At 62.0% G+C, this 16,279-nt stretch carries 17 protein-coding genes; 11 read left to right on the top strand and 6 right to left on the bottom strand.

Translation table 11 applies throughout. The annotated features are described in order from the left end of the window. Positions 1-62: 62 nt before the first annotated feature. Positions 63-458: a YkvA family protein gene (locus JQ574_RS17830; RefSeq protein ID WP_212207766.1), complete on the top strand. Its 396-nt coding sequence runs from the start codon at positions 63-65 to the stop codon at positions 456-458. Between the two features lie 9 nt (positions 459-467). On the opposite strand, the gene JQ574_RS17825 is transcribed toward JQ574_RS17830, so the two are convergent. Continuing rightward, entirely contained in the window at positions 468-2,906 is a 2,439-nt protein-coding gene (locus JQ574_RS17825; RefSeq protein WP_212207765.1) for a TonB-dependent receptor, read from the bottom strand. Positions 2,907-3,097: 191 nt separating this feature from the next. Beyond that, on the bottom strand, positions 3,098-4,471 hold the full coding sequence (locus JQ574_RS17820) for a histidine kinase (protein ID WP_212207764.1): 1,374 nt from the start codon (positions 4,469-4,471) through the stop codon (positions 3,098-3,100). Positions 4,472-4,676: 205 nt separating this feature from the next. Here JQ574_RS17820 and JQ574_RS17815 point away from each other — a divergent pair, with 205 nt between their 5' ends. Next, positions 4,677-5,297: a response regulator transcription factor gene (locus JQ574_RS17815; RefSeq protein ID WP_212207763.1), complete on the top strand. Its 621-nt coding sequence runs from the start codon at positions 4,677-4,679 to the stop codon at positions 5,295-5,297. Between the two features lie 39 nt (positions 5,298-5,336). After that, entirely contained in the window at positions 5,337-6,182 is an 846-nt protein-coding gene (fghA, locus tag JQ574_RS17810) for an S-formylglutathione hydrolase (RefSeq protein WP_212383754.1), read from the top strand. Positions 6,183-6,198: 16 nt separating this feature from the next. Here fghA and JQ574_RS17805 read toward each other — a convergent pair whose 3' ends face one another. Next, positions 6,199-6,711: a DUF3280 domain-containing protein gene (locus JQ574_RS17805; protein ID WP_212207761.1), complete on the bottom strand. Its 513-nt coding sequence runs from the start codon at positions 6,709-6,711 to the stop codon at positions 6,199-6,201. Positions 6,712-6,861: 150 nt separating this feature from the next. Between JQ574_RS17805 and JQ574_RS17800 the strand changes: the two genes are divergently transcribed. From JQ574_RS17800 to JQ574_RS17780, 5 genes are read left to right on the top strand one after another with little or no spacing between them, the layout of a single operon-like run. Then, complete coding sequence (locus tag JQ574_RS17800) at positions 6,862-8,043, top strand: ABC transporter substrate-binding protein (protein ID WP_212207760.1); 1,182 nt, start codon at positions 6,862-6,864, stop codon at positions 8,041-8,043. A gap of 17 nt (positions 8,044-8,060) precedes the next feature. Beyond that, complete coding sequence (locus JQ574_RS17795; RefSeq protein ID WP_409363383.1) at positions 8,061-9,032, top strand: YVTN family beta-propeller repeat protein; 972 nt, start codon at positions 8,061-8,063, stop codon at positions 9,030-9,032. Further along, positions 9,029-9,850 (top strand): ABC transporter ATP-binding protein, encoded by an 822-nt coding sequence (locus JQ574_RS17790; protein ID WP_212207758.1) that lies wholly within the window; start codon positions 9,029-9,031, stop codon positions 9,848-9,850. The genes JQ574_RS17795 and JQ574_RS17790 overlap by 4 nt, the downstream gene beginning before the upstream one ends. Then, positions 9,847-10,695: an ABC transporter permease gene (locus JQ574_RS17785; RefSeq protein WP_212207757.1), complete on the top strand. Its 849-nt coding sequence runs from the start codon at positions 9,847-9,849 to the stop codon at positions 10,693-10,695. The genes JQ574_RS17790 and JQ574_RS17785 overlap by 4 nt, the downstream gene beginning before the upstream one ends. Then, the gene (locus JQ574_RS17780; RefSeq protein ID WP_212207756.1) at positions 10,692-11,306 is read left to right on the top strand and encodes a hypothetical protein; all 615 of its coding nucleotides are present in this window, start codon (positions 10,692-10,694) and stop codon (positions 11,304-11,306) included. The genes JQ574_RS17785 and JQ574_RS17780 overlap by 4 nt, the downstream gene beginning before the upstream one ends. Before the next feature lie 60 nt (positions 11,307-11,366). Here JQ574_RS17780 and JQ574_RS17775 read toward each other — a convergent pair whose 3' ends face one another. Further along, positions 11,367-11,936, bottom strand: a complete 570-nt coding sequence (locus tag JQ574_RS17775; RefSeq protein ID WP_212207755.1) for a PQQ-dependent catabolism-associated CXXCW motif protein — start codon at positions 11,934-11,936, stop codon at positions 11,367-11,369. After that, a complete protein-coding gene (locus JQ574_RS17770; protein WP_212207823.1) occupies positions 11,933-12,817 on the bottom strand; it encodes a substrate-binding domain-containing protein in 885 nt (294 codons plus the stop codon). Before JQ574_RS17770 ends, JQ574_RS17775 begins: the two co-directional genes overlap by 4 nt. A 171-nt stretch (positions 12,818-12,988) precedes the next feature. On the opposite strand from JQ574_RS17770, the gene JQ574_RS17765 reads away from it, so the two are divergent. Both JQ574_RS17765 and JQ574_RS17760 read left to right on the top strand, forming a co-directional pair. Then, positions 12,989-13,915, top strand: a complete 927-nt coding sequence (locus tag JQ574_RS17765) for a quinoprotein relay system zinc metallohydrolase 2 (RefSeq protein WP_212207754.1) — start codon at positions 12,989-12,991, stop codon at positions 13,913-13,915. Between the two features lie 58 nt (positions 13,916-13,973). Next, positions 13,974-14,822, top strand: coding sequence for a quinoprotein dehydrogenase-associated SoxYZ-like carrier (locus JQ574_RS17760; protein ID WP_212207753.1), 849 nt, complete (start codon positions 13,974-13,976; stop codon positions 14,820-14,822). 38 nt (positions 14,823-14,860) lie between these two features. Here JQ574_RS17760 and JQ574_RS17755 read toward each other — a convergent pair whose 3' ends face one another. Continuing rightward, positions 14,861-15,220 carry a hypothetical protein gene (locus tag JQ574_RS17755; RefSeq protein ID WP_212207752.1) on the bottom strand — a complete coding sequence of 120 codons (360 nt, stop codon included), beginning with the start codon at positions 15,218-15,220 and terminating at the stop codon, positions 14,861-14,863. A gap of 96 nt (positions 15,221-15,316) precedes the next feature. Here JQ574_RS17755 and JQ574_RS17750 point away from each other — a divergent pair, with 96 nt between their 5' ends. After that, the gene (locus tag JQ574_RS17750) at positions 15,317-16,279 is read left to right on the top strand and encodes an ABC transporter substrate-binding protein (protein ID WP_249119423.1); all 963 of its coding nucleotides are present in this window, start codon (positions 15,317-15,319) and stop codon (positions 16,277-16,279) included.

The following is a 16,279-nucleotide window of genomic DNA, read 5'->3' as shown; positions in this document are numbered from 1 at the left end:
TGCCACGCAAGTTCTGATCACGCTGCTACCTTGACCGGCAATCCGGTACTCTGGAAGGCTCCATGCTCTCTCGTATCAAAACTCGTATCAAAACCTGGGCGAAGGCTCTGAAACGCGACGCTCACGCGATCTATCTCGCGTCCCGCGATCCGCGCGTGCCGTGGTACGCGAAGGCGCTCGCCATTGCCGTTGCCGGATATGCGCTGTCGCCGATTGACCTCATTCCGGACTTCATCCCGGTCGTCGGCTATCTCGACGAGTTGATCCTGCTCCCTTTGGGCATCTGGCTCGTGGTGACGCTGATTCCCGATGAGATCATGGTCGAATGCCGCGCCAAGGCGAACGCGGCCGCGCAGCGTCCGATCAGCCGAGCCGGAATGGCTGTTATCATCCTGTTGTGGATTGCAGGCGCAGTGATGCTGGGATGGATCGGCTTTTCCTGGTGGAATCGACCGTGACGGTTCGCTTCAGAAGGTCGACTTCAGGCCTGCGTAGAAGGCGCGCGGCCGCGCCGGGCTGAGCGAACGCGCGTCGGTGAAGGGTGCGCCGCCATTGGCGAAGTTGGGGATGTCGCCCATGTCGAAGAAGGTCCCGTAAGTCGCATAGCGGTTATCGAAGATGTTATCCACGCGCCCATAGATCTGGAGCGTCTTGTTGATCTGATACGAGGTGTGCAGATTGAACACCGCATAGGACGGCAGTCTCGGCGCCTGATTGGATTCGTCGCCGGCAAAAAACTGGTTGTCGACGAACAGCGCATCGCCTCCGACCTTGAAGGCATCCGTGATCGCGTAGTCGATGCCGAACTTGATCCGGTTGCGGGGGATCGCCGGAATTCGATTGCCCGGCAGAATCTGGACATTGCCGTTGTCATCGGCAAACGGGCTATTGGAGCCGACCTGCAGCGCGTCGAGGAAGCGCGCATCCACGAGGGCATAGCTGGCATAAAGTTGCAGTGTCTTGGACGTCAGATTGACCTGGGCGTCGATGCCCTGGCGCCGGGTCCGGCCTACGTTCTGGAAGTAACCAAATCCCTGCAGCTCGGGGCTCGGAATTGCGAGGATGTCATCGGCGTTGGTGGCGCGGAACGCACCAACTTTCCAACTCAACGTTCCGATATTCAGTTCCGACGTTCCGCGGAAGCCTGCCTCGATGGTGCGGGACACGACTTGCTTCAGCGGCGGGTCGGCGATGAGGAATGCGGCAATGAGACAGGGGCGCAAGGGGTCGGCGCACGCAAGCTCCAGCGGGGTCGGTGCACGATTGGCCTCGGAATACCCCGCATAGGCAGTCAAGGCGGGTGTGATCTTGTAGGTGCCGCCGATCATCGGATTGAAGCGGGTAAACGTATGCTCGCCGTTGAGCGCCGTACCGATCTGGTCCTCGAGCTTAATATGCGCATGGTTGAACCGGCCGCCGCCCGTGATCGAAAATCGATCGGTCACGTCGAACGTGTCTGACGCGTAGAGCCCGGTGTAGCGGTTGGTGGCGCGAAGCGAAACCGGGCCGATCGAGATCGGCTCGCCGGAGGGTCCGAGATAGATGCCACTGCCGTTGACGACGTAGTTTGAACCGATGGTGCCGAGTTCCGCGCTCGCCCCGAACCGGGTGACACCGGAGTCGATACTGGCGCCGACCATGAACTGGTTGTTGTGCCCGAACAGCTGGTCGGTATTGGTGGCCTGCAGGGTTGCCCCGGTCGTGAGCGAACGGGTTGTGGTCCGGTCGATCTGTCCCAGCACGGCATTGTCGGGGAAGGGATTGGCAAGCTGGACGCCGTTGAGGCCATTCGCCGGGACGTCGTCGTCGTTAAAGCAAAGCAGGCCCGGATCGGCCGCGCAGCGCTCCGTCTCGGTCGGATTGCCGTCCACCGTCTTTTGCCTGAAAGCGCGGACACGGGCCGAGCCTTCGATCGTCCAGGTCGGCGTGGCCTCGACCTTTCCGGTCAAATTGGCATAGGCAACCTGATTGGATGTCGTCTGCGGCGTGGTGTAGGTGGCGCCCCAGTAATTCTGCAGCAGTTCAGCCGGCACCGTCGCCGCCGCGCCGAAATTGTTCTTGGCCAGGCCCACGTTGAGGTGAAATTCACTGCTATCGGTGCGGTAGCCGACATCGCCATAGAACCGGCGAATGGCCGACTCCGAAAAATTGCGAAAGCCGTTATCACGCACGCCTTCGAGCGCGCCATAGACGGAAAAATTGTCGATCTGCTTGCCATACTGCGCCGAACTCTGGATGCGTCCGAACGAACCGCCCATCGTGTTGATTTCGGCGCCACGATAGTTGAAGCCATCCTTCATCTGGACGTTGACGGCGCCGCCCAGCGCATTGAGACCGAATGCGGGATTGTTGGTGACGACGGTGACCGACCTGATCGCGGCAGTCGGGATCAGGTCCCAGTTGACGGTGTCGCCGAACGCTTCGTTGATCCGCACGCCATTCTGGTAAACCGCCAGTCCCTGAGGCGTACCGGCGACCGGTGATGCGACGAAACCTCGAAATTGGATGTCGGGCATAAACGGATTTCCGGTCGTATCACTGATGATGATACCGGGCACCTGCTGCTGTAATGCGTCCGCGATGTTCAGCGAGCCGGTGCGCGCGATCTGTCCGGCACCCACTGCGTTGACGCTTGCCGCCACCTTGTCGACATCCATTCCGGAACCGGCCGTCGGCGTGGGCGCGGTCGGATAGACGAAAACCCTGCGGACGTTCCTGCTCGCCCGGGGCGCATTTCTGCTGCGGGCGGGCCTGGCAGCTGTCCCCGGAGAAACCACCTCGATGGCGGGCAAGACCTCGGTCGCACCGGCCGCGTCCTGGGCTTGAGCGCAGTCACTCCCGGGAACCAGGCACAGTGATATTGTCCCGATAAACAGGAATCGCGCGCCCATTTTACTTCGTCCCATCCCATTCCGGCTGCATTGGTGTCTGCCGGTACGCCGCGGATGATCTTACGGGCGTCAAAAAAGTTGCGCACCATTCAAAACGTCCCGAACGGGTTCGGGAAAAATTCCCGAATTAGAGCGCTTTCCAGCGAAGTGGACACCGGTTCGCGTCAAGAAAACGCGTCAAAAAAGAATCTAGAGCCCAACGGGCTCTATCGCCCCACGTCCCGGGGAACCAGGGCTTCTACCGTTACGCCGCTGTCCCCGGAGGCAATCGTAAGCGAGCCGCCCAGCGCCAAAATGCGCTCGCGCATGCCGGTTAGCCCGAAGCCCAGCTTGTGATCGGGCCCCAATCCGTTGCCATTGTCACGAACCCGCACCAGCGCGCCGCCGCGGCCGCTACGCGCAAGCCCCACAGGCAGTTCGGCCGGTTGAACGCTTACCTCGATGCAGGTGGCGCCGGCGTGGCGAAACACATTGGTCAGGGCTTCCTGGATGGTGCGGTAGATCGTCAGATCAGCCGTCTCGCCGGTGTCGCCCAACGAGGGCGAGATCGCCGTTTCGATAGCGACTTCGGGGTGAGACTCGCCCCACAGGCGCAGCAGCGCGCCGAGCGCCTCGCGAAGGCCGAGTTCCGTCAGTCCTACGGGGCGCAATTTTTCAAGAACCCGGCGATTGGACGCCTGCAAGGCATTCAGCTGTTCCAATATGGCACTGCCGTGCCTTCGCGTGGCCTCCGCGCTCGGATCCCCCGCATCCGCAATCCGCGTCAGGGCGCTGGCGTGCACCCGCAAAGCGAAGAGATAGGGGCCAAATTCATCGTGCAGTTCGCGGGCAATTTCCTTGCGTTCAACATCCTGCAGCGAGACGACGCGCTCGGCCAGGCGCCGCTTGTCTTCAACCGCATCGCCCAGAGTGGCCGCAAGGTGATTCAACTTGTCGCAAATGGCAACGAGTTCCGGCGGCCCGTCCGGTTTCACGCGCGTGTCGTAGCCGCCGGCCTCGATCTTCGCCATCGCACTCGAAAGCGTCTGGATCGGCGCCAGCGCCCGGCCAACGACCCTGCTGGTAATGAGGAATAGAACGATCGCAATCGCGGCGCCGATCAGGAGCTGAGTGAATATCCCGTCCCAGATTTCGGCCATCTCGTCGTTGGGATGCGACGTGATCAGCAGCGTGTCCGGTTTTGCCTTGATCGAGATCGGCACGTTCACCGTGGTCTGTTCGGGGTGAACAAGCCGGACAAACCATGCCGGCGGCGAGCGTGCATCGGGATTGTCGTCCGGCTTGTCCGCGATCCCGGATCTTGCGACGGCTTCGCTCTGTCGGGTGATGCTGACGTGACGCAGCTTGTTGAGGTCGTGAACAATCTGGTTCAGTCGCGCCTCGGGATCCGGCGCCTCGTTCAATCCTGCAACGATCGTATCGATGAACTCGCGCGCCAATCGTATGACGCTTTGATCTTCGGCCTGCACCCGGGGGCCGGCCTCGAGCACAAGCCGCGCAACGTTGATGGCCAGACCAAGCGTGAGGACGAGCGCGAGCAACAGGTTGATCCGGGCACGTAACGAAAGCTTTTGCCACATATCATTTGTCCAGGAGTGAAATCGCCTTTGCCTGAGAGCGAACTCGTCTTCAATTCATCATCGAGCAGAGCGTTGACAGATAAAACCGGCGTCTATCTAATCGAAGCGTATAGCAACATCGCCCGGGTTGCATGACCATCGACGGCAGGTGTTCACCTGATGCGGTGCACAACGGGATTGACGCGGCTATTCGGGACCAATGCCAATGCGCGTTCTGATCGTTGATGACCATCGCATCGTAGCTTCAGGCTGTCGTGCCTTGTTCGCGGACGAGCCGGAGATCGATGTCGTGGAAGCCTCCGACGCGGAGAGCGGCGAGCGCGTGTTCGGCGAACGGCATCCCGATATCTGCGTGCTCGACATCAACCTTCCGACGGTGTCCGGTTTCGAGTTGGCGCGACGCCTGCTAGGGCGCGATGCGTCGGCGCGCATCATCATGTTCAGCATGAACGATGACCCGGTATTCGCCGCGCGCGCCATCGACGTCGGCGCCAAGGGTTTTGTCTCCAAGACCGGGGATCCCCAGGACCTTGTTGATGCCATCCGCGAGGTAGCAAAGGGCGGGGTCTATTTGCCGCCGGCGATTGCGCAAAGCATTGCATTCGCCGGACCATCGTACGCAAGGAGCCCGCTTTCAAAACTCACGGCGCGCGAGATGGAGATACTGCGCCTGCTCAGTGCAGGAAAATGCCTGTCCGAAATCGCGTGGCTGGTCCATTCCTCCTACAAGACCGTCGCCAATACATCCTCGATCATGCGCCACAAACTCGGCGTGCGCACATCCGCCGAACTGGTGCGGTTGGCCATCGACAACGGCGTGGCCTAAAGGCCGCGCGACGCGGCACGGCACGGCAATGGTGAGCTCATGACAATTCAAACGGTTTCGCTGAACAAATCGCATGGCGGTACGCAAGGCGTTTACAAGCACGCCAGCGCCGAGACCGGTACCGACATGACATTTTCGGTCTATGTCCCTCCCCATCAGGATGGCGCGAAGCTGCCGGTGATCTGGTATCTGTCGGGACTGACCTGCACCCACGCCAACGTCACGGAAAAAGGCGAGTTCCGCAGTGCCTGCGCTGAACTCGGACTGGTGTTCGTCGCGCCGGACACCAGCCCGCGCGGCGACAAGGTGCCCGGCGATCCTGCCGGCGCCTATGATTTCGGGCTCGGCGCCGGCTTTTATGTCGACGCAACACAGGCGCCGTTCGCGCGTAACTACCGGATGTGGAGTTATGTCACGGAAGAATTGCCGAAACTGGTCGCCGCGAATTTCCCCGTCGATGCCGGGCGGCAATCCATCTTCGGTCATTCCATGGGCGGCCACGGCGCCCTGACCGTCGCACTGCGCCATCCCGACCGGTACCGCGCCGCCAGCGCCTTTGCGCCGATCGTCGCCCCCTCACAGGTACCGTGGGGCATCAAGGCGCTCGGAGGCTATCTCGGCAGCGACAGGCAGGCCTGGCGCAGACATGATGCGGTTGCGTTGATCGAGGACGGCGACAGATTCTCCGATCTACTGGTGGATTATGGCGACGCAGATTCGTTTCTGGCCGAGCAGCTTCGCCCCGAATTGCTGAAAAGCGCCTGCGAGAAGGCGAACATTCCGCTCACGCTGCGCCGCCAGGGTGGTTACGACCACAGTTATTTCTTCATCTCCAGCTTCATGGGCGATCATCTGCGCTGGCACGCCGCGCGCCTGAAAGCCTGAGATTTTGCGCAGTCCATTAGGGCTGGGGCTTGCCATAATTGGGCGCCAGCAGCCGGTTGCGCACGAGATAGCTGGTCGCCCGCGTCCAGGATTCATCGGTGTTGCCGCGAAAATCGGCATTCATCGCGGTGATGAGCTGTCCGGTGTGGGCGTCGCGCACGAAGATGGTGAGGTTGAGAATAAGTGTCGAGATCTTCTTCATGACACCCGTGATGACGAGATCCGCGCCGATGCGCTGCGCATACTGGACGTCGCAACCGCCGCATGCCTGCAGATTGCTGCCCTCAGCCGCAGCTTTCACCGGCGAGATGTCCAGAAGTTCGAACTTGCTGGATTCCGTCAACTGCCGGCGCACCAGATCGCTGATGCGGATCAGTCGATCATGCTCGTCGGCCTGAGGTCCCCTCATCTCGCCTTCGAGACTGGTGTCCAGCAGCTCGAAATCGAAAATCGCGAGCTTCGGCGGATCGGCGCGCGCCGGCACCGACACCAGCAGCATCAGCGCGGCAAAGACAAATTGCGCTCTCATGATCGTGATCCCTCACATCGACGGTCGAACAACGACGAAATGCGGACTTGCAAGCTAGAACAATTCAGTCAAGTTTCAAGTCGAGTGTGCTTACGGGACAAGTATCCCTCCATCGTCGTCAAGTCGAGGAGGAGAATTCAGGGAGCGTCCATGATCCGATGGTTGATCGGCGCAATCGGACTAAGCTTCGTGGCCAGTTCCGCGCTCGCGGCCGACCCGATCGACATCCGCGTCGGCTATCTCGGTCAGGCCGGCATCAAATCGAAACTGTCCCTTGTCGAGCAACCGTCAGAAAATGACGGCATCGCCGGTGCGCGGCTGGCGATCGAGGACAACAACACCACCGGCAAATTCCTCAATCAGCGTTTCTTCCTGGAAGAAATGCGATTGAAGGAAGGCGAGGATGTCGCCAAGGCGGCGGCGGCTCTCGCCGACCGCAACGGCATCATCATCACCGATCTGCCCGCCGACGCGCTGTTAAAGGCGGCCGATGCACTGCGCGATCGCAAAACCGTGCTGTTGAACAGTGGTGCGATCGACGACCGGCTGCGCGAGCAGGATTGCCGCGCCAATGTGATCCATGTGGCCCCGACCCGCTCGATGCTCGCTGACGCGCTGGCGCAGTATCTGGTGTGGAAGCAGTGGAAGCGCTGGCTGCTGGTGGTCGGCTCACATGAAGCCGACAAACTTTACGCCGACGCGCTGCGGCGCGCGGCGACCCGCTTTGGCGCCAAGATCGTTCAGGAAAAGGTCTTCGAGGATACCGGCGGCGCGCGGCGCACCGACAGCGGTGTAACCCTGATCCAGCGGCAAATGCCGGTGTTTACGCAAGGTGCGCCGGCTTATGACGTCCTCGTCGCGGCGGACGAAAGCGAAGTGTTCGCCTCCTATCTGCCCTACCGGACCTGGGACCCGCGGCCGATCGCCGGCTCGGCAGGCCTGGTGCCGACGAGTTGGGACGCGGCGCACGATCAGTGGGGCGCGATCCAGATCCAGAACCGTTTCGTCAAATTGAACTCGCGGCGCATGACGGCGCGGGACATGCAGGCCTGGACCGCAGGGCGCATGATCGGCGAAGCCACATCGCGCACCAACTCCGGCGACCCGAAAGTGGTGTTCGACTTTCTCAAGCGGCCGGACTTTTCGGTCGCGGCCTTCAAGGGACAGCGGCTGACGCTGCGGGACTGGAACCTGCAGCTACGCCAGCCGATCCTGCTGGTCGACGGCCGCATGGTCGTCTCGGTCTCGCCGCAGGAGGGTTTCTTGCATCAGTACTCCGAACTCGACACACTCGGCCTCGACCGGCCCGAAACCAAATGCAAACTGAACTGAAAACGGAGGAATGGCGGATGTGGCGTCGGTGTCTGCTTTCCGGAATGGCGGTGTGGCTCGCGGCCACCAGCCCCGCTTTCGCCTTCATCGCCTATGTATCGAATGAGAAGAGCAACACCGTATCGGTGATCGATACCGACAAATGGGCGGTCACCCATACCATCAAGGTCGGTCAGCGCCCGCGCGGTATCGAATTCACGAAGAACGGCAAATTCGTGCTGGTCGCGGTCGGCGATGACGACAAGATTGACGTGATCGATACCGCGACCCATCAGGTGGTGGACAGCCTGCCCTCCGGTCCCGATCCGGAGCTGTTCACCCAGGATGCCGCCGGCAAACTCCTCTATGTCGCCAACGAGAACGACAACACGGTGACCATCATCGACCTCGAGAAGCGCGTCCGCCTCGGTGACATCCAGGTCGGCGTCGAGCCCGAAGGCATGGCCCTCAGCCCGGACGGCAAGATCCTGATCAATACTTCAGAGACCACCAACATGGCGCATTTCATCGACACCGCGACGCGCGAGATCGTCGCTAATGTGCTGGTCGATGCCCGGCCGCGCTATGCCGAGTTCAAGCGCGACAGTTCCGAATTGTGGGTATCGTCGGAGATCGGCGGCACCGTTTCCATCCTCGACCCCGCCAAGCGCACCATCACCGGCAAGATCGAGTTCAACATTCCCGGCCTGCGGCGCGAGGCGATCCAGCCGGTCGGCATCGCGATCACCAAGGACGGCAAGACCGGTTTCATTGCGCTCGGCCCCGCCAACCGCGTTGCCGTCGTCGACGCTACGACGCACAAGGTCACGAAATATCTTCTGGTCGGCCAACGGGTCTGGCATATGGCCTTCACCCCGGACGAAAAACATCTGCTGGTGACCAACGGCGTCTCCAACGACGTCTCTGTCATCGACGTGGCGGCGCAAAAAGTGATCAAGACAATCCAGGTCGGCGAGCTGCCCTGGGGGATTACGTTTGCTCAGCCATGACAGCAATCGACGCACACAGCACAGGACCCGCACCGCCGGACCCGCGTCCCCGGAGCGATCCTGCGGCTACGCCCGCATTGTCGATCGACGGCATCAGCCATTCCTACGGCACAAGGCGCGCTTTGATCGACGTCAGCTTCGCGGTTGCACCGGCAAGCTTCACGGCGCTGCTTGGCCTCAATGGCGCCGGCAAGAGCACGTTGTTCGCGCTGATCACGCGGCTGTTCGGAACCCAGGCTGGACGCATCGGCATTTTCGGCCACGACATCAGTCTTGCGCCAGGCGAAGCGCTGCGGCTGCTCGGCGTGGTGTTCCAGTCACGCACGCTCGATCTCGATCTCTCGGTGACGCAAAACCTGCTCTATCACGCCGCCCTGCATGGCATCGGCAAGCGCGAGGCACGCCTGCGCAGCGACGAAGTGCTGACGCGTATCGGGCTTGCCGACCGCGCCGGCAGCAAGGTACGCGACCTCTCGGGCGGCCAGATGCGGCGGCTGGAAATCGCGCGCGCCTTGCTGCATCGCCCGCGCCTGCTGCTGCTTGACGAAGCGACCGTCGGGCTCGACGTCAAAGCCCGTGCCGATATCCTCGGCCACGTCCGGCAGCTCGTGACCGAGCAGGATATCGGCGTGCTGTGGGCCACCCATCTGTTCGACGAGATCGTGCCCGGCGACGATCTCGTGGTCCTGCATCAGGGCCGGGTTCTTGCGCATGGCCCGGTCGAGAATATCATCGCCGACGCCGGAGCCCGTGACATCAATTCCGCATTCATGCGCCTGACCGGCGCTGCGGTGGATCCCGGGAGCCCCGCGCCATGAGCTCCACGACCGTCAGCCGACGCCACGGCGGCTTCTCGCTCGCGCAATATGTCACCTGCCTGAACGGCATCGTGTGGCGCGAGGCGCTGCGCTTCGTGCACCAGCGCGAACGTTTCGTTTCAGCGCTGGTCAGGCCGCTGGTGTGGCTGTTCATCTTCGCCGCCGGCTTTCGTCAGGTCCTCGGCATCTCCATCATCCCGCCATACGAAACCTACATTCTCTATGAGGTCTATATCGCGCCGGGATTGATGGCGATGATCCAGCTCTTCAACGGCATGCAGTCGTCGCTCTCGATGGTCTACGATCGCGAGATGGGCAATATGCGCACCCTGCTGGTCAGCCCTCTGCCGCGCTGGTATTTGCTGTTCTGCAAGCTCGTTGCGGGAACCGCGGTCTCGCTGCTCCAGGTCTACGCCTTCCTGCTGATCGCGTGGTTCTGGGATATCGCGCCGCCGCCGATCGGCTATCTCACGGTGCTGCCGGCGCTGATCGTTTCGGGCTTGATGCTCGGCGCGCTCGGCATGCTGATCTCCTCCGGCATCAAGCAGCTCGAGAACTTTGCCGGCGTGATGAACTTTGTGATTTTCCCGATGTTCTTTGCTTCATCGGCGCTCTATCCGCTGTGGCGGGTGCAGGAGGGAAGCCCCTTGCTCTACTATGTCTGCCTGTTCAATCCGTTTACCCACGCCGTCGAACTGATACGCTTTGCGCTGTATGGACAGATGAACTGGACTTCACTGGCCGTCGTCGTTTGCTGCACAACGGCTTTCATGATCGGTGCGATATACGCCTATGATCCATCGCGCGGCCTGGTTCGCCGCGGGCCCGCCGGAGGCGAAGCATGAGATGGCAGATCGCAATCGGGACGCTCTTCCTTGTCGCAGCATCGACCGAGGCCGGCTTTGCCGCCGATCCGCGCTATCCGGACTGGCCGTGCACCCAGGCCAAGGTCCCGGAAATCTCGCTCACCGCGGTGTGGGCCGGTCCGCCGCTCGACGACATCAAGGACAAATGGAGGGACGATGCCAAGGTAAGCCCGCTGGTGTCGAGGCTGGCCGCAAGGCGGACTTCCCTCGACGAGGCCCAGAAGCTGATCACGGAATTCCTTGGCAGCCCGGCCACCGACAAGGCCACGGCAGGCAAGCTGCTGTTCGCCGGCCTGTTCGACAGCCTCAACGCGCAGCGCGCATCGGTCATGAACGGGTTGGAGCGGATCACCCGCAAGCAGCGCGAGGCCGCGGACAAGATCCGGTCCGATGTGTCCGCATTGCATGCCCTGCAGGGTGCGTCCGCGCCCGATCAAGCCAAGATCGACGACCTCAGCAATCAAATGGTCTGGCAAACCCGGATCTTTGAAGACCGGCAGCGGGTGGTCAAATTCGTCTGCGAGGTGCCCACCGCGATCGACCAGCGACTGTTCGCGCTCGGCCGCATGATCCAGCAGGAAATCGAGTAGCGAATGGGTGGCCGATTCTACTTTGCATGGGGTTGTTTTTGCAATTTTGTCGCAAGCCCCTCATCTGCTCCCATTCTCATCCGTTCTGGGCTCAGGCTGTGATTCAACGACCGGCAGGTTGGCCTGCTCCCATCCTTCGGTTCCATCCGGGTACCAGGCCACATTGGAATAGCCGTAGGACAGGACCCGTTTCGCCGCGTTCCACGACATCCAGCAATCCTCCTGACAGTAGATCACCAGCAGCGCGGCTTTGTTACCATGAGACGCCCGCTCGAGCCCGCGCCGCAGATAGGCCTCGGTTGGCTCTGCCAGTTTGCCGTATCCCGTATCGGGCAACCAGATGCTGCCGGGGATGTTGAGCCGCGGCTTGTCACGCCAGACCGTGCCGGCGGGAAGATTTGGCGGCTTCGGCGCGCGCGGCAACACGTCGATAAAAACGCCGCTGCCGGCGCGCCAGATCGCTTCGGCCTGTGCCGTCGTAACGACGCGTACGCCGGCGAGCGACGCAGGAACAGCCGCGCGATAATTATCCGTGCGGTAGCCGTCCGGCTCCGGCACATTCTGCTGCGCGAGAACGTTGGCTGCGAGGGCAAGGGTCGCAACGACCACGCACGCCAGCCTTCGTATCACGGCGACTTTTTCGCCGTCTCCGCGCCGATCGGCCGGTCATTCTCGTCGAGCAAGGGAACGCCGAAGTCGAGCAGTATCCTGTTGATGGCCGGCTGGTTCTCCTGGATCAGACGATTGAGCATCCGCTTCCAGTTCTGGTCGGCCGGCCGGACGCCCATGCCGATGCGATAGACGAGCCGAGGTCCCGTGGTTTCCTTGACGAGCGGCGTGACATGAAGCGGCGGGTTCGCCTTCCCGGCGTAATACCCGGCGAGCGGTCCCCACAGAATGGCGGCGTCGATCTTCCCCGACGTCAGATCCCTGATCATGACCTCCGCCGATGAATCGATCCGCGTATCGACCATCAGCGGATAGGACTTGGCTTCCGCCATCAAACCATTGGCGGTCATGTTGGTGGCGGGCGGCGTGCCGGCAACGATGCCGATATGCTTGCCTTTCAGACGCGCGTCCGCCAGCGTCGCGACCTCGTCAAGGCCGCTGCCCTGCCTGACCACCAGCGCGTAAGCGGTCCGGTAGTAGGGATTGGTGCCCTGCACCAGGTCGTCGCCTTGCGGATAGCCCATGATGACGTCGCAACGATGAGCGGCAAGCGTCATCCGGACAAAGCCAGCCGCTTGCGGATAGTAAGCATAGTCCAGCTTTTTCTGCAGCTTTTCGGCGAACAGCTCGCCGAGCTTGTTTTCGATCCCCTCCCCCTTGTCGTTCGAGAACGGCAAATTGCGCGGATCAGCGCACACCCTCAGCACCTTGGGATCGATGAGCTCGATGGACAGGTCGGTGCTGTCGTTGGTCTGGGCTCCGGCGATGTCGCGACCGGCGAATATTGCTGTGATCGCCAGGAGCGAGACCAGCAAGCGGCGGCGTTGTCCCCAATCTGTCATCATGCATTCCCTTCTTGATTGAACGCCCGCTATCCATCAATTGCTCAGCGTGCCAGAGCGTGCAACAGGAATATCCCCGTGCTGGATTTGCGTTGCATGCTGCGACGCAAAACCAACTCGACGGAACCCCAGGCGATCGAAATCGCTTCCGGACGAGACTGAGGCAGAAACATGACTCATGGCGTTTCGATTCTTGCCTTACTCGTGGTTTTCGCGACGTCCACCCTAGCGCAAGCCCAGCAGCAAGAATTGACTGTGAGCGAAGTCGCTCCCGGAATATTTGTGCACCAGGGCCAGACCGCGCTGATGACGGGCGAGAACGACGGCGCGACCGCGAACATAGGATTCATCATCGGGGAGAGCGCGGTGGCGGTGATCGACACCGGAGGAAGCGTTCGCGAGGGTCAGCGGCTGCTCACGGCGATCCGTGCACGAACCGGCAAACCGATCCGCTATGTCATCTACACACACGGCCATCCGGATCATGTCTTCGGCGGCGCCGCGTTCGCGAGTGATGGAACCGAGTTCGTCGGCCATCGGAACCTGCCGCGCGCGCTGGCGGCGCGGGGAGCATTCTATCTCGATGCATTTCGCCGGATCATGGGTGCGCAGTCCCTGGATGGGGTGCGCATGATACCGCCCACGCTCCTCGTCGACGGCACCGTCGAGCTCGATCTCGGGGCGCGGATTTTGACCTTGAAGTCGTGGCCGGCCGCGCACAGCGACAACGACGTCACCGTGCTCGACGAGCGGACCAAAACCCTGTTCGCCGGCGACCTGCTGTTCATTGGCCACATTCCGGTGCTGGACGGCAGTATTCGCGGATGGCTCGCCGTGATCGACGAACTCGGCGCGCTTTCCGCGCAACGCGTGATTCCCGGTCACGGACCTGTGAGCGAATGGCCGGGCGCCCTCGCCGACCAACGCCGCTACCTGGAAACGCTGGCGGCGGATGTTCGCAAGCTGGTCGCCCGTGGCGCTCCGATCACGGTCGCCGCCGACACCGCCGCGGCCAGCGAACGACCGCGATGGCAACTGTTCGACGACTACAATGCACGCAATGCAACAACTGCATTTTCGGAAATTGAATGGGAATAGCCCGCCCGATGACGTATACTGGCGGCGCTACGTTCCATCCCAGCGAAGGGGTGCCGCCATGCCCGGACGTCGTTTTCGCCTGCTCTGCATCGCCAGCCTCCTGAGCGTCATGCTCGTCGACGCGCGCGTTGCGCCTGCGGCCAACGATCCGTGGCCCGGACTGGTCCAGGACATCTTCAACAATCGCCCGATGAACGACGGCGCAGACGTGATCGCCATCGAGATGCCGTACCGCGCCGAGGATGCGGCGATCGTTCCCGTCACCCTGCGCACCAAGCTCCCGCCTGGCGACAGCCGCCGCGTCGTGAGAATCACGCTGGTGATCGACCAGAATCCGGCGCCGATGGCGGCAAAGTTCGAACTGGGACCGGACGCCAATGTGACGGAAATCTCGACGCGTGTGCGCGTCAACAACTACACCGATGTTCATGCCGTGGCCGAACTGAGCGACGGCAAGCTCTATATGACGAAGACTTACGTGAAGGCTTCCGGCGGCTGCTCCGCACCGGCCACCAAGGTCGCCGACGATGCCAAAAGCCGCCTGGGGCTGATGCGATACCGGCAATTCGCGCGTGCCGGTGAAGGACCTGCTAGTCAAGGGCTTGGCCAGGGTCCCGCCAGCGCCACCCGCGAGGCGCAGATCATGATCGGTCATCCCAGCCATTCCGGCCTGCAGATGGATCAGGTGACCCAGCTCTACATCCCGGCCTTCTTCGTCGACCAGTTGCGGCTGTGGCAGGACGATAGTCTGGTGCTGGCGATGGAAGGCGGCATCTCGATTTCGGAAGACCCCAATATCCGCTTTACCTATGTTTCGAATGGCGCCAAGCGGTTCCGGGCCGAAGCCAGGGATACCGAAGGCCACGTCTTCCAGAAGGAATGGAAGGTCGACGATTCAGGCACTTGACGCGACACGGCAATACCGCCAGCACATCGCGACCACGTCTAGAAACATCGCACCTCTGCTTCAGCCTGTGCGCGCCTGAGATCATTGAGCGCGCTCGCCGCCTGCTCTGAAGTGCGGAACTGCCCGCCCAGATTGCCCCGGTGCTGCGCCATGCTGAGGACGGTTTCGGCCGAGACATAGCGCTCGTAAGGGATGATCGATGCGATGATATCGATCGAGCAGGAGCATTGTTCGATCGCCTGCCGCGTCTCGCCATTCGCCTTGAGACAACCAAAGACGTATTCGGCGCGCGCCGAGGTCGGATAGTCGTTGATGTCTGCGGCCCGCGCCATCGTTACCATCGCCGTCAACGCTGACAACGCGGCGACAATACGTCGTACCGATCCGACAGCTGCCATGATCTTCCTCCCGCTACGAAGCGTGGAAGCTATGCTATGACAGTCCTCAAGAAAAGATGCGCGCGGAAACGGCTCACCATGACAATTTGCATTCGCATGCTGCTGGCTGCGGGTATTTTGGCCTTTGCGCAGGTCGGTGCATGCTACAGCGCTGAGACCGTGCGGGTTGCGGTGCAAAAAACCGGAACATTCGCCTGGGAACTTGCCGTGATCCGCGCCCATGGTCTCGACAAGCAGGCCAACCTCTCCGTCGGGGTTGTTGAGCTCGCGAGCCCGGAGGCAGGCAAGATCGCGCTACGCGCAGGCAACGCCGATATCATCGTCTCCGACTGGCTGTGGGTGTCGCGCGAACGTACGCTTGGCGCCAAGCTGACATTCTATCCCTATTCGAGCGCGCTCGGCGCCGTCATGGTGCCGGCCGCGTCGCCGATCCAGACCTTGGCCGATCTCAAGGGCCGCAAGCTCGCCGTTGCCGGCGGCCCGATCGACAAGAACTGGCTGCTGTTGCAGGCGTGGCTGAAACGGGGCGGCATCGACCTGAAGTCGGAGGCGACCATCGCTTACGGCGCGCCGCCGCTGCTGACGGCAAAGACGCTCAGCGGGGAAATGGACGCCACCATGAACTACTGGAATTTCTGCGCGGTGCTGGAAGCCAAAGGCTTCCGCCGCGTCGCCGGCGTCGAGGATCTGCTGCCGAAGCTTGGCGCCACCGGCCGCACCGCGATGATCGGCTACGTCTTCGACGAAGCATGGGCAAACGCCAACCAGGACAAAGTGGCCCGCTTTATCGCCATGACCCGCATGGCGAAGGAGATCCTGTCGACCTCGGATGCCGAGTGGGAGACAATTGCGCCGCTGACCGGCGCCGGCGATGCCGCAACGCTCCGCGTCTATCGCGATCGCTATCGGGAGGGAATTCCACGTCGCCCGATTGCCGACGAGGAGGCCGACGCGCGCACCCTCTATCGCGTATTGGCAGACATCGGTGGCCGCGAACTCGTCGGGGCTGCGCCAGAGCTTGCTTCCGGCACATTCTATCACGCGATTCCGGGAGACTGA

The sequence above is a fragment of the Bradyrhizobium sp. AUGA SZCCT0158 genome, assembly GCF_018130065.1.
GTDB lineage: Bacteria > Pseudomonadota > Alphaproteobacteria > Rhizobiales > Xanthobacteraceae > Bradyrhizobium.
The sequence above is the reverse complement of the archived record's forward strand: the minus strand, read 5'-3'. Positions and strand labels throughout refer to the sequence as shown.

Bases quoted from the DNA above. Each gene is read 5' to 3' on its own strand.
- JQ574_RS17815 (WP_212207763.1), top strand. From the start codon at position 4,677: ATGCGCGTTCTGATCGTTGATGACCATCGCATCGTAGCTTCAGGCTGT.
- JQ574_RS17765 (WP_212207754.1), top strand. From the start codon at position 12,989: ATGACTCATGGCGTTTCGATTCTTGCCTTACTCGTGGTTTTCGCGACG.
- JQ574_RS17780 (WP_212207756.1), top strand. From the start codon at position 10,692: ATGAGATGGCAGATCGCAATCGGGACGCTCTTCCTTGTCGCAGCATCG.
- JQ574_RS17820 (WP_212207764.1), bottom strand. From the start codon at position 4,471: ATGTGGCAAAAGCTTTCGTTACGTGCCCGGATCAACCTGTTGCTCGCG.
- JQ574_RS17825 (WP_212207765.1), bottom strand. From the start codon at position 2,906: ATGGGACGAAGTAAAATGGGCGCGCGATTCCTGTTTATCGGGACAATA.
- JQ574_RS17785 (WP_212207757.1), top strand. From the start codon at position 9,847: ATGAGCTCCACGACCGTCAGCCGACGCCACGGCGGCTTCTCGCTCGCG.
- JQ574_RS17830 (WP_212207766.1), top strand. From the start codon at position 63: ATGCTCTCTCGTATCAAAACTCGTATCAAAACCTGGGCGAAGGCTCTG.
- JQ574_RS17790 (WP_212207758.1), top strand. From the start codon at position 9,029: ATGACAGCAATCGACGCACACAGCACAGGACCCGCACCGCCGGACCCG.
- JQ574_RS17755 (WP_212207752.1), bottom strand. From the start codon at position 15,220: ATGGCAGCTGTCGGATCGGTACGACGTATTGTCGCCGCGTTGTCAGCG.
- JQ574_RS17750 (WP_249119423.1), top strand. From the start codon at position 15,317: ATGCTGCTGGCTGCGGGTATTTTGGCCTTTGCGCAGGTCGGTGCATGC.
- JQ574_RS17760 (WP_212207753.1), top strand. From the start codon at position 13,974: ATGCCCGGACGTCGTTTTCGCCTGCTCTGCATCGCCAGCCTCCTGAGC.
- JQ574_RS17795 (WP_409363383.1), top strand. From the start codon at position 8,061: ATGTGGCGTCGGTGTCTGCTTTCCGGAATGGCGGTGTGGCTCGCGGCC.
- JQ574_RS17805 (WP_212207761.1), bottom strand. From the start codon at position 6,711: ATGAGAGCGCAATTTGTCTTTGCCGCGCTGATGCTGCTGGTGTCGGTG.
- JQ574_RS17770 (WP_212207823.1), bottom strand. From the start codon at position 12,817: ATGACAGATTGGGGACAACGCCGCCGCTTGCTGGTCTCGCTCCTGGCG.
- JQ574_RS17800 (WP_212207760.1), top strand. From the start codon at position 6,862: ATGATCCGATGGTTGATCGGCGCAATCGGACTAAGCTTCGTGGCCAGT.
- fghA (WP_212383754.1), top strand. From the start codon at position 5,337: ATGACAATTCAAACGGTTTCGCTGAACAAATCGCATGGCGGTACGCAA.